This window comes from Gillisia limnaea DSM 15749 (assembly GCF_000243235.1).
Lineage (GTDB): Bacteria > Bacteroidota > Bacteroidia > Flavobacteriales > Flavobacteriaceae > Gillisia > Gillisia limnaea.
This window is the reverse complement of the sequence record NZ_JH594606.1, coordinates 1,151,191-1,163,381: the sequence shown is the minus strand read 5'-3', so window position 1 is coordinate 1,163,381 and position 12,191 is coordinate 1,151,191. Positions and strand designations below refer to the sequence as shown.

The window sequence follows — 12,191 nt, the reverse complement described above, 5'->3', positions numbered from 1 at the left end:
TTTTGAGCTGTAGCTGTTCTATTTCCAGAATGTCAGCTACCGTATGTCTGGGGGCGATTACTTGTAGAGCTTGTCTAGGGGAGAAAACTTTGAGCCACTGGCAAATTAGCTACATGGAGGTAGGTCAAAGTCATCTCGATATGGGCGTGCCCCAAAAGTTCCTTTAAGCTGACAATGTCAACGCCATATTCCAACAAATGCGTAGCAAAGCTGTGCCGTAGCGTATGGGCGGTAATTTTTTTGGTAACTGCCTATCTTGCTCCGGTTTTCCCTTTGATCACCCAACGGATTCCGTTGGTGGTCAGCCCCCGCGCTTTCCCATCTTTTGTTACACCTGACTGTTAAAAAGATAGATTTGGGGGTTTTTCTGTTTTTGATGTACTTCTTTTAGTCCTCTGTCCAAATGTTTGCTCAAGGGAACATAGCGATCGGTCTTGCCCTTCTTTTTGGGAACAAAGACTGTTCTGCGGTCAAAGTCAATGTCAGCTAATTTTAGGTTACACAGTTCATAGCTGCGAAGTCCACAGCCATACAGCATTCCAATGATCAAACGATGTTTGAGATATTTGGGCGCATTTAAAAGCCGTTTGATTTCTTTTTGGCTCAGGACGGTTGGCAATTTAAGGTCCCGCTTGATCTGTGGCAGGGCCACTCGCTTGGTCTCCATGCCCATTACCTTGTAGGCAGCTCTAAGGCCAAAAACGGTGTGCTTAAAGAAGCTTTCAGAAGGGGTCTTGTGGAGTTTTTGGCAATAATAAAGGTATTGCTCAATGTTTTCCACCGAGAGCTTCTCTGGGCTTTGATTATAGTGCAGGGCAAGGTGCGCCAGGCATCTGAGGTAATTGTTTAGGGTGCTCTTTGCCTTGCCATTGATGGAAAAGCTTTGTTCTAGATTGTTCTGGAGTGTACTGAAGCCTTCTACCTCTGAAAAGGCCTGTTCAGCAATGGTCTTACTTTTTTTTAAACATGATAAAAGATTTAAAGTTTAGCTACAAATTAATAAATCCATTACTTTTATAAACAAAAGATCCAAATTGAATAGTTCAGGAGAGCTTCCGACCGTAGGGAGGATTCGTTCAACACCGTGTATAAACCATTGCTGGGTCTGTGCTCATCTGGAAAATTCTTGGGAATTTTCCAGCGTAGTTTTGTATTTTTAATGGTTCGTGCTTTAACACGCAACGGTCCATACACAAAAACGTTAGCGGGCATTGAAAAAAAACAACCCTTCCAAAAAAAAGACCAGTACTAAACAAAACATTTTTTTTGCTCTTACAAACTAAAATTAAATATCAGATAATCAATCAATTATAATAGCTGACTACTGTAATTCGGCAAATATATTTCACAAATCAATAAATATTTATTGTTTTTCAATAAATAAGTAATATCTTTGCGACATCGATTTTAACTCATTAAAAGATATGTCAAAAAGAAACAACTTCATTTGGAAAGGAATTCAGGTCATTTGTTGGCTGATTTTCTTCGGGTACTGCATCCAAACGGGTGCGTTGATATTCAACTACGTTTTCAGTTTGTTTAAACCCATTGCAACTCATAATCTTCATCTTGGGCTTGACCTTTCAGAACTCTACTTAAAAAGTAAGTCAATCTACACGTTGGTATTTGCTCTAATTGTAGTGATTTCAGCATTAAAAGCGTACCTCTTCTTTGTTGTACTAAAGCTTTTCAAAACACTAAACATAACAAAGCCATTCAGTGAGAATGTAAGTGGAATCATCACAAAAATCACTTATTACACTCTTTCAATCGCAATTATCAGCATCGTAGCACAAGAAATTGTCAGCCAATTATCTGATAAAGGGTATAATGTTGGAATTGTTGAAAGATATTGGAATGACGGTGGGGCGTACTTGCTAATGACGGCAATACTATTTGCAATTGCTTTCATTTTCAAGAAAGGTATTGAATTACAAAACGAAAACGACTTAACTGTATAAGCTATGGCAATCATTGTAAATTTAGACGTTATGATGGCAAAGCGGAAGATGTCACTGAATGAACTTTCAGAAAAAGTTGGGCTGACTTTATCGAACCTTTCTATTTTAAAGACAGGAAAAGCAAAAGCAATCAGATTTAGTACATTGGAGTCAATTTGTGATGTGTTGGATTGCCAGCCAGGAGACATTTTAGAATATACCAATGATGAATAATAATAACGACCCGCTAACAATGTATATAAAAAATAGGCGAAACAGTAGTGCATTCAATGCTTGTGGCTCGTTTCAAACTTTGTGCTTAACCGAAAGTTTCGTGTTTCGAAATCGCCTACTTTTCATATACTAAACGTTGGCAAACATTTTCGAGCACCAATAAAATTCAAGCTTTCACAAAAGTTTGTTATTATTTATAAAAAAAAAGTTGCCAGAATTAAAATCTGAATTTGAAAATATTTACTGGAATTTCTGTTCCTTAACTAATTACTAAATTTAGAAAGATTAAAATACGAAACAAACAATATAAGACAATTGAAAAAAAATGAAAATACGATTTACAAAAAAACGACTTAAACATTATTTGATTTTCGGAATAGTATGGTTAGTATTCGGAACAATAGCAGTTATCTTTAACTCGGACAATGTTTTTAACTATGGATATTTAATAATCGGAATTTTATATTTCGTAACTTATCTCTTTGAAAATAATAAGCAATACCTGACTATAGAAAACGGAATTATCTCAAAAAACCACTTGATTCCGAAAAAAATAAATCTGAACGAAATAAAGCGGATTAAAAAGTTTGCTGGAGATTATGTCCTTAAAACTGACTCGACCGAATTGAGAATTAATACGGAACTGATTGAAAAAAAATCTCTTGTGGAATTAAATACTGTGCTGGAAAATTTGAATTTAGAAACGAAATAAAAAACGATTTGCCAACACCGTGTATAAGCCATTGCTGGGTCTGTGCTTATCTGGAAAATCCTTGGGAATTTTCCAGCGGAGTTTTGTACTTTTAATGGCTCGTGTTTGAGACACGCAACGGCTCATACACATCAACGTTAGCCACTAGATCAAACATTAGTAATCAATTTTAATTCCTATATAACTTAAATTACAACTATGTCAAAAATTACATTAAAAGCAATTTTTATTTTATCTCTCCTGTTTTCTTTTAACCAAGCTAAAGCACAGTTAAGCGTTTCATATTTCGGAAATTCTGCCAATTCAAAGGTTGGTGTCGGATACGATTTTAATGAAAAATTATGGACAGAATTACGGATTTATTCAGGCACATCACTCGAGAACGTAACTGCAGAAGCAGTTCTCAATTACAATTTCTTACGAAGAGAGAAATATCGGACATATGTCGGAGGAGGAGTTGTTGTAAATAATTTAAACGGTGTTGTGGTGCCGATTGGTGTTCAATTTACGCCATTTGAGAGTTTAAATAATTTCTCATTTCATATTGAGTTACAGGCAATGTATGAAGTTGATTACGAAGATTTATTCATTAACGGATTTGGCGGAATTAGATATAAATTCAATTAATAAATATTGTTACTGACCAAATCCAGTGGCTAACAATGTATAAAATCAATGCTTGAACCATTGTTGAATCGAAACGTCGTACTCGCTTGTTGAGCTGATTGTCCTGCGGACAGTAACGCTCGCCCGCTCGCACTGTTTTTATACGAGACGTTGCCACACATTCCCCACACAAGAAAAACCTGTTAATTTCTTGGGCTAACGTAAAATTTTATAGGCTTTTTTAAAAAAATATTTGATTTGAAGATGTGGCAAAGGCTTATAAATAAAGGGTTACGGACTAAAATTAACTTAATTTGACGTTAGTCAGAACATTCCCCACACAAGAAAAACCTGTTAATTTCTTGGGCTAACGTAAAATTTTATAGGCTTTTTTAAAAAAATATTTGATTTGAAGATGTGGCAAAGGCTTATAAATAAAGGGTTACGGACTAAAATTAACTTAATTTGACGTTAGTCAGAATTTGAACCAACCAACAACTATTAAACTATGGTTAGTAGAATAAATGAACTAATAGATACTAATCTAAATATTATTTGCAAAACCAAAAAGCAAGAAATGTTTGCGTCGAATTTTGTAGATATTGAAGGTGATCGTATTTATTCCAAATTTGAAAGTGAAAAGTTTGCTGATGAGATGCAGTCGAGAGATCTAATTTATAGAATCAACGAATTATGTGTCGTAACAGAGTTTGGATATGAAGTATTTATGAAGGGTGGTTGGTTGAAACATTTAGCCGACCAAAAATCATATAAAAGTGAACTTGAATTAAACCGTCAAGAAAGAGAAAAATTAGAGATAGAAAATCTTAAATTTCAAAATGAACATTCTGAATATCAAAAGTCTATTAGGGATAAAGAAGACCAAATAAGAAACCTGACAAAGGATAATTTAAGACTCGGTAATTGGGATATTAGATTTAGATGGATAATTGCGATAATTACTTTTATAACAGGTTTTTTAATAAGTTATTTGATTGAAAAATAGACGTTTTATATTATAATTAAGCTAAAAAAACGTGTGGCAACAACATATAAAAACAATGCTCAATTTGATCTTGAATCGAAAGTCCGTGCTCGCTTGCAGCGCTGATAGTCCTGCGGACAATCTCGCCTGTCACCGCACTGTTTTTATACCAAACGTTGCCACACATTCCCCACACAAGAAAAAACCTGTTAATTTCTTGAGATAACGAGTAAAATTTTTGTGTAGGAAAATTATAGTAAATTTGACGTTAGTCAGAATTCCCCACACAAGAAAAAACCTGTTAATTTCTTGAGATAACGAGTAAAATTTTTGTGTAGGAAAATTATAGTAAATTTGACGTTAGTCAGAATTAAAGAAATCCAATGATTGAAAAACTAATTGAACTGACAAACACAATAGAATTCTATCAAAATGGACATTTTCATTTGACAAATTTGAAAGGTGAAATCGGTCAATTTAAAACAATGGAATTCAATTTTGTTATTGAGGAGCGAGATGATAATGGGAAAACTTATAATGTGGAGCACTGGAATTTAATTGCTCACAGAACAATTGATTTTAAAGGAATTTTTGAGGACTTATACCTGCCGTATATTAAATTAAAAATTTTGAATGATCATCCATTACTATGGATGTATAATCAGCCAAATTTAGAATGTGAATTAATAAAGTTTCCAGAAAACCCCAGTGAATTTATAGGTGATTTATTTTTTGAATATGAAAAAATTGCTGGTAATTGGATTCCACTGCATAAAACTTTTTGGGCTTTGAATAAATATTACAAAGAAAATGGAAAACGTAATATATCGGTTCCAAAGCCTTTGAAAGAGCCGATTGAAAAAGTGTGTAAAAAACACGGAGTAGACTTTAAAGTGAAAAAGGAAATTGATAGCTATGATAAGGGTTATGCAAATCGACCAAATGCCAAACTTCTGATTTTTGGAAATGAAGATGCCAGTCCGGATAACTATAACCTTGGTCAACCTTATATAATTGCCGATGAATTTATAGCGAATAAAAAATAAAACGTGTGGCAACAGTATATAAAAACAATGCTTAAATCAGTCTTGAATCGAAACACCGTGCTCACTTGCTTAGCGGATTGTCCTGCGGACAATCACGCTCGCCCGTTCGCACTGTTTTTATACGAGACGTTGTGCCTCATTTCCAAAAAAAATCGTAAATATTTTAAAAATCGTATACGATATACTATATTTGATTTATGATAACAAAAATTACCTATCGAAATCAAGTACGAGAGCTGATTTTGGATAAGATGAAAACAGGAGAACTAAAAGCGGGAGAATCTTTATCGTTGGCTTCAATTGCAAGAGATTTAGAAGTAAGCGTTACACCGATAAGAGAGGCTTTAACACAATTAGAACAATCAAGAATTATTAAGTCCGCACCAAATCGAGGTTTCATAATTCCTGAACTGAACAACGTAATAGCAAAAGATTTATATCAACTTGTTGCTACTTTAGAATCTTTGGCCATAGAAAACTCTGTGTACTCAAAATCAATAATCAAAAAGCTGAAAAAACAGCAAGAAAAGATTGAAACTTCAAATAATGCAATTGATAGGGTTAATGAAGATATTATTTTTCATAACATTTTAACCTCTCAATATAAGAATGAGACTGCTCAGCAAATTTTACTTGATTTAAAAACGAGAATATTCTTTTATGAACTAGAATTTATGAGTTTAGATAATAGTTTAAATCAACAACACAATCAAATCATAAATTATTTAGAAAATGGACAAATCAAAGACGCTGTGAAGATATTAAAGCTCAACTGGCTACAAGTATTGGATTTTTTAAAATTATGACATCAACACTCAAGTAAGGTACTCAATTGCTTGAAATCTTATTAAAAGATTAAAATCTACTGACTTTAGCTTTTTTAAAAACTACATATAAATGAAAAATAACTTATTCAAACTATCCTTTTTATTGATATTGACAATTTCATCGTCAATTTTTGCTCAGGACAGTATTGTGTATCAACCAGAAGAAATGAAAAAGGATATTCTTAAATTTAAAGATGCCTTAATTAAAACTCATCTGGGAATATATGAATATCAAACCCCTGAAGAATTTGAACGATTTATAAATCATTTGATAATTGACGCTTCACAACCTTTAGAACCAAAGGATTATTACAAACTTATACTTAAACTTGTGGCAAATATTCGTGATGCCCATACTGATGCACATCCATTCAGAAGTTTAGGTAAAAAGATGTCTACATACAAGTGGCTGCCATTTCAAGTTTTTGTCAAGAATGACCGAGTTTACATCACTAGAGCTATGTGCAAAGAACCTATCTCAGAAGGCTCAGAAATCCTTTCTATCGATGGGAATTTAAGTAACAAAATTGTCATAGAAATGTTTAAGCACTATTCTGCTGATGGACTAAGCACATCGGGTATGGAACATTATTTAGGTGTTTCTTACAGGGCATTTCATAAAATATACCCCTTTGTTTTTGAGGATAAACCTACTTATCAATTAACCTACCGAGATTTTCAGACAAAACAAATAATGACCGCGCAAATATCAGCTTTGCCAAAAAAAGAATATTTAACTGAAGAGCTGAAAAGATATGGTAATAATAATAGTAAATACAAACCAAAAGCGTTCGATTTTAAAATTGATAATGCTAAACAATATGCCTACTTGCAATTAACGCGATTTTTTAAGGATAACTTTCAAGAACCGGAAAGCACTTATCCAGATTACTATGCCAAAAGTTTTAAAGAAATAGCAGATAATAATGTAAAAACTCTGATAGTAGATTTGAGAGATAATGATGGTGGAAAACTCAGTAATGCAGCACATTTATTACGATACTTTGTGAAAAAACCATTTAGACCAACTAATGAAATTACAACTAAAGGAAATGATGAATATTACTTAAAAACCATAGGAGATACGCTTAATTTTAATTCTCAATACGGGCTAGAAAGAAAAGCAAATGGAAATTATAAAGTGACAAAATTTGACTATCTGACCGAGTTAAAAGTTTTCGAACCAATTGATAAATATAGTTTTGATGGTAAAATAATAGTTTTAATAGATGGAGGCGCAGCTTCGGCAGGTGGTGCAGCACCAGCTTTATTTAGAGAATATACTAATGCAATCTTAGTAGGTAAGGAAACCTTTGGTACAGCTGGAGTGGGAAATGGCATTAACAGGATTTATGTAAAAGGAGATAATACAGACGTTGCCATATCTATTCCTTTAATGCATTCTGACATTGCTATAGATGAACATCTAAAAAGAAGGGGTACAATACCAGATTATGAAATATCAAATTCTATTGAAAATATAGTCAATAAAAGAGATCATATGATGGAGTTTGTTTTGGAAAAACTATTACTTAAAAAATAATTAAAATGATAAAAAAAATACAAAATCTCTTAATTTTCTTAGTACTGGTAATCTCATTTACGAGCTGTCATTCACAGAAGAAAATTATAAACCTAGCAGGATTTGACGTTAAAACAGATTCGATAAATACTTTCTTAAAATCAAGAATGGATTCTTTAAATATTCCAGGACTTTCAATTGCGGTTATAAATGACAGCAAAGTAGTTTATCACGAAACGTTTGGATTTGCAAACCTTGAAAAGAAAATACCTATTACTGAAAAAACAATTTTTGAAGGTGCATCAATATCAAAATCGGTATTTGCTTTTTTTGTAATGAAATTTGTTGAAGAAGGCAAATTGGATTTAGACAAGCCATTATTTGAATATTTACCATATGAAGATATCGCTTACGATGACAGGTATAAAAAAATTACGGCTAGAATGGTCTTAAGTCATAGGTCTGGATTTCCAAACTGGAGGGAAAATGAAGAAGACAAGAAACTTAAAATAAAATTTGAACCTGATACAGATTATGAATATTCGGGAGAAGGATATCAATATTTAGCTATGGTCTTAAAACAAATAGAAGATACAGATTGGAACGGTTTGGAAATGCTTTTTCAAAAAAAAGTTGCGAAACCGTTAAAACTAGAACATACTGTTTTTATTCCAACATCTTACACGAATGAACATAAAGCAGAACCCTATAACAACCAATGTGAATGGATTGATTTAAAAAACAACTATTGGTATAAAAAAGATAAAGGTGTATTTGTTTCGTCTTCATCTATTCATTCTGAACCTATAGATTTTTCAAAATGGATGATTGGGGTAATGAACAAAGAAATATTATCCAAAGAAAGTTATAATGAATTATTTAAACATCGTTCAACAATATCAACATCTTCGACTGGTATAAATGTCTATTACACTTTAGGCTATATAACTGCCGATAAACCCTATAATTCAACATATTTTCACGGTGGAAGTAATGACGGTTTTACTTGCTACTATTTGATGGATATATCTAAAAAATGGGGATATGTACTTTTTACAAATTCAGAAAATGGAGAAAGACTTGGGAACGAAGTGTGGAACTATTTTGAAAAGAAAAGTGAGTAAAAAACGAGGCACAACAACGTATGTAGCTCATAACTAGGTAGTTGCTTAATTCAAAGTTAAGGTATATTTGCCAGTCCGCCAAATTTTTAAATTTGGCTTATTAGTAAAAAAAGATAAAAAGAAAAAATTTAAAAATTCGGCTCGTGCTTCATCCGAAACTAATTGTTTAATTTGCACGCTACGAGCCATATACAGAGACGTTGGCGGTAATTTGAAATGAGAAAAATAATAATTATATTAATCCTTTTCCTTTTAGTCTCGTGTAAACCGACTTTCGAGACAGTTGAAAAACCGACAGATTATTCGACTGTAATTGAAAAAGGTCGAGTAACGGGAGTAATATTTTCGGAAAACGGAATTTGTTTCCTATGCCTTGGAGATAAAGAAAGATTCACACCAACAATTGACGATATTGAAAAAGCAGAAAATATATTGAAACGGAATTTACAGACAATTAATAACCAGCTGATAAATCAAGTTCATAATTGTCCAATAATTCACAAAAACCTAAATTCCTACAGAAGACAATATTTTGGATATATAGGCAGTGACGGCAGCAAGATTATTTACGCAACCTTCAATTGGGATAGATATACCCTTATGGACCGAATTAAGGGGTATCATAAAGACGAAAGTGATAATTGGAAGAAAGAAAAAGAAATGGTTTTAGACGGTTGCAGTTATCATTGGGAAATCAAAATTAACTTGGACGTTGAGGAACTTTTTGAGCTCGATATAAACGGATTAGGGTAAAAGGAAGAAATTAAAACTACCGCCAACAATATATAAAAACAATGCGAAGGTCTGTCTTTAATCGAAAGTCCGTGATCGTTTGGAGCGTCTGATTTTCCTGCGGAAAATCCTCGCCGGCAAGCCCGCACAGTTTTTATATTAGACGTTGGCTGTAATTCAATAAATACGGAAAAAGCAAACAAGTTTTAAATACATCAACTACACATTCTCAGTAGTATTTAGATTTAATTTAATAATTAAGCACAGTTTTAAAATGAGAATTGCACATTTAACATTGATTCTTTTTTTTATTATCTCTGGATGTAAATCATCGGAAAAAACCATTGAACAGCAAACTGATAAACAAAGCATAGTAGATTATCTCTTCCAAAATTATTTTGGAGAAAATCCAAGTGCAAGTTTTATAGTAATAAAGGATGGTAAACTAAAAGATTGTCAAAGTTTTGGATATGCCGATTTGGAAAATAAGGTTTTAGCTACTTGTGAAACAAATTATAGAATTGGTTCAGTGACAAAACAATTTACCGCTATGGGAATTTTAGTTTTAATTGATCAGGGAAAGTTAAATTATAGTACTAAACTGACAGAAGTAATTCCTGAATTTCCGGCTTACGGCAAAGAAATTTCCATTAAAGATTTATTATTGCATCGGTCAGGTCTTCAAAGTTATTTCCAGCTATATCCAAAAGATTCAGAAAAACAGATAGTCGATAAAGATGTGCTTAATCTTCTAAAAGAGCAGGACAGCCTTTTATTTCCGGCCAATTCCCAATTTCAGTATAGTAATTCAGGCTATGCAATTTTAGCTTTGATAATGGAACGAGTATCTGGCAAAACTTTCAAAAATTTTATGGACAAAGAAATTTTTAAAAAAACAGGTATGACCAGTAGTACGGTTTATTTAAAGGATTTAATAATAAAAAATCGTGCTTTAGGCTATGTTTTCAACGATACAAAATATATAAATAAAGACCACAATGCCTGGTCGGCCGTTCAAGGGGATGGTGGAATTTATTCTTCGGTTAGTGATTATCTTAATTGGGACAAAAGTCTATACAATGAAAGACTTGTAAAAGAGAATTTAATAACTGATGCTTTTTCCAATTGGGATCAAAATGGTAAAACTCAAGGAAACGGCTACGGATTCGGATGGAATATTGATTTTAGAGATGGTGTAGAGTACTTATTACACGGTGGAAGCACAACAGGTTTTAGAAGCTTTGTGTTGCGAATTCCATCGGAGAAAATTGCAGTTGCTATTTACACAAATACTGAAGATCACAATAGTAGAGAGTTAGAACGGAAAGCTTTGGTTCTGGCAAGTTTGTATTCTGAAAATAGTATACCAATGCCTATTGATTTTTTATTGGAAAAAGAAATAAGTGATAATGGGAGTGAGAATATTAAAGAATACTACAACAAGCTAATATTAAATCAAGAAAATAATCATATAAATAAAAAAGATTTATTAACATTAGGCTTTAAATATTTGAGTAAAAAAGAAGATAAAAACACTTTTAATGTTTTTACTCTCCTTAAAATACAATTCCCAAAATATTACGGCGGTTATTTTGGATTAGCTCAGTATTATAAAATTAAAGGGAATAACTTAAAGGCAGTTGAACATTATAAACAAATGGTCGATCTAGTAAAGAACGATCAACGTTTATTGGATTATTCAAAAAAGATGGTGGAACAATTGAGTCAATAAAATTGGCATAATCCAAGGGGAGCACCTGCCAGTTCGCACTGTTTTCTAAGGGTTAGTTTACGCGATTTGGTATAAACAGTCCTTCTCTGGAATGGAAGAAAGAGAAATTAAACATCTTTATAATGGAAAACATTTATCAGTTGTTCCAGAAAGTTTAAAAATATTCTAATAGCCCTTTATAGAAATAATAATCTAAATAGCACTAAAATTAAAAGAACTCCAGCCAACATTATATAAAAACAATGCTTAAACCTGGCTCAAATCGAAATTCCGTGCTCGCTTGCTTAGCGGATTGTCCTGCGGACAATCACGCTCGCCAGCTCGCACTGTTTTTATACGAGACGTTGGCAACAAGCAAAAAAAATCTGTAATGAAATAAAATGAGTCGAATAATTAACTTTTATGACAAACTTTTTCTTTACTATTATAATTTGAAAAAGAACAGTGATGATACTCCCGAGTATTTTCCGATAATAATACTTTCTACTGCACAAGCTGTAAATCTTTCTTTTATTGTCATTCTGATCTTTTATTTTTTGAGAATTGATTTCTCTCCTTTACCTGAATTTTTCTTGGTTCTTTCCGGAGGAATGCTATTGTTTAATTTTTATTTGTATCAAATCAGAGATAGAAAGGAAATTGTGCTCCAAAAACAATTGCGACTAACTTTATTTTTTAAAATTGCCTCTTACTTCTATATCTTGGCATCGCTTGCAGCACCTCTTTTTTTA

General features: G+C 32.7%; 13 protein-coding genes. 11 read left to right on the top strand and 2 right to left on the bottom strand.

Annotation, left to right across the window (positions count from 1 at the left end):
* Positions 1–74: 74 nt before the first annotated feature.
* Both GILLI_RS19030 and GILLI_RS19025 read right to left on the bottom strand, forming a co-directional pair.
* Complete coding sequence (locus GILLI_RS19030) at positions 75–194, bottom strand: hypothetical protein (protein WP_280985178.1); 120 nt, start codon at positions 192–194, stop codon at positions 75–77.
* 134 nt (positions 195–328) lie between these two features.
* Positions 329–781, bottom strand: a complete 453-nt coding sequence (locus GILLI_RS19025; protein WP_280985177.1) for a tyrosine-type recombinase/integrase — start codon at positions 779–781, stop codon at positions 329–331.
* Between the two features lie 643 nt (positions 782–1,424).
* Here GILLI_RS19025 and GILLI_RS06960 point away from each other — a divergent pair.
* The 11 genes from GILLI_RS06960 to GILLI_RS17665 all read left to right on the top strand — a co-directional run bounded on the left by GILLI_RS06960 (position 1,425) and on the right by GILLI_RS17665 (position 11,460).
* Positions 1,425–1,961, top strand: coding sequence for a DUF2975 domain-containing protein (locus GILLI_RS06960; protein WP_006988398.1), 537 nt, complete (start codon positions 1,425–1,427; stop codon positions 1,959–1,961).
* Between the two features lie 3 nt (positions 1,962–1,964).
* Positions 1,965–2,174, top strand: coding sequence for a helix-turn-helix domain-containing protein (locus tag GILLI_RS06955; RefSeq protein ID WP_006988397.1), 210 nt, complete (start codon positions 1,965–1,967; stop codon positions 2,172–2,174).
* Between the two features lie 325 nt (positions 2,175–2,499).
* Entirely contained in the window at positions 2,500–2,886 is a 387-nt protein-coding gene (locus tag GILLI_RS06950) for a hypothetical protein (RefSeq protein WP_006988396.1), read from the top strand.
* Between the two features lie 198 nt (positions 2,887–3,084).
* Complete coding sequence (locus GILLI_RS06945; RefSeq protein ID WP_006988395.1) at positions 3,085–3,513, top strand: hypothetical protein; 429 nt, start codon at positions 3,085–3,087, stop codon at positions 3,511–3,513.
* Between the two features lie 487 nt (positions 3,514–4,000).
* Entirely contained in the window at positions 4,001–4,498 is a 498-nt protein-coding gene (locus tag GILLI_RS06940; protein WP_006988394.1) for a hypothetical protein, read from the top strand.
* A gap of 362 nt (positions 4,499–4,860) precedes the next feature.
* Entirely contained in the window at positions 4,861–5,523 is a 663-nt protein-coding gene (locus GILLI_RS06935; RefSeq protein ID WP_006988393.1) for a hypothetical protein, read from the top strand.
* Positions 5,524–5,720: 197 nt separating this feature from the next.
* Positions 5,721–6,329 (top strand): GntR family transcriptional regulator, encoded by a 609-nt coding sequence (locus GILLI_RS06930; RefSeq protein ID WP_006988392.1) that lies wholly within the window; start codon positions 5,721–5,723, stop codon positions 6,327–6,329.
* Between the two features lie 91 nt (positions 6,330–6,420).
* Positions 6,421–7,893 carry a S41 family peptidase gene (locus GILLI_RS06925; protein ID WP_006988391.1) on the top strand — a complete coding sequence of 491 codons (1,473 nt, stop codon included), beginning with the start codon at positions 6,421–6,423 and terminating at the stop codon, positions 7,891–7,893.
* Positions 7,894–7,898: 5 nt separating this feature from the next.
* Positions 7,899–8,996, top strand: a complete 1,098-nt coding sequence (locus GILLI_RS06920; protein ID WP_006988390.1) for a serine hydrolase domain-containing protein — start codon at positions 7,899–7,901, stop codon at positions 8,994–8,996.
* 216 nt (positions 8,997–9,212) lie between these two features.
* On the top strand, positions 9,213–9,749 hold the full coding sequence (locus GILLI_RS06915) for a hypothetical protein (protein ID WP_006988389.1): 537 nt from the start codon (positions 9,213–9,215) through the stop codon (positions 9,747–9,749).
* A gap of 253 nt (positions 9,750–10,002) precedes the next feature.
* Positions 10,003–11,460 (top strand): serine hydrolase domain-containing protein, encoded by a 1,458-nt coding sequence (locus GILLI_RS17665; RefSeq protein WP_006988388.1) that lies wholly within the window; start codon positions 10,003–10,005, stop codon positions 11,458–11,460.
* The last annotated feature ends 731 nt before the right edge of the window (positions 11,461–12,191 follow it).

Excerpts from the sequence above, each read along its gene's own strand:
- GILLI_RS06960 (WP_006988398.1), top strand. The coding sequence starts at position 1,425 with ATGTCAAAAAGAAACAACTTCATTTGGAAAGGAATTCAGGTCATTTGT.
- GILLI_RS06940 (WP_006988394.1), top strand. The coding sequence starts at position 4,001 with ATGGTTAGTAGAATAAATGAACTAATAGATACTAATCTAAATATTATT.
- GILLI_RS06930 (WP_006988392.1), top strand. The coding sequence starts at position 5,721 with ATGATAACAAAAATTACCTATCGAAATCAAGTACGAGAGCTGATTTTG.
- GILLI_RS06935 (WP_006988393.1), top strand. The coding sequence starts at position 4,861 with ATGATTGAAAAACTAATTGAACTGACAAACACAATAGAATTCTATCAA.
- GILLI_RS17665 (WP_006988388.1), top strand. The coding sequence starts at position 10,003 with ATGAGAATTGCACATTTAACATTGATTCTTTTTTTTATTATCTCTGGA.
- GILLI_RS06925 (WP_006988391.1), top strand. The coding sequence starts at position 6,421 with ATGAAAAATAACTTATTCAAACTATCCTTTTTATTGATATTGACAATT.
- GILLI_RS06915 (WP_006988389.1), top strand. The coding sequence starts at position 9,213 with ATGAGAAAAATAATAATTATATTAATCCTTTTCCTTTTAGTCTCGTGT.
- GILLI_RS06920 (WP_006988390.1), top strand. The coding sequence starts at position 7,899 with ATGATAAAAAAAATACAAAATCTCTTAATTTTCTTAGTACTGGTAATC.
- GILLI_RS06945 (WP_006988395.1), top strand. The coding sequence starts at position 3,085 with ATGTCAAAAATTACATTAAAAGCAATTTTTATTTTATCTCTCCTGTTT.
- GILLI_RS06950 (WP_006988396.1), top strand. The coding sequence starts at position 2,500 with ATGAAAATACGATTTACAAAAAAACGACTTAAACATTATTTGATTTTC.
- GILLI_RS06955 (WP_006988397.1), top strand. The coding sequence starts at position 1,965 with ATGGCAATCATTGTAAATTTAGACGTTATGATGGCAAAGCGGAAGATG.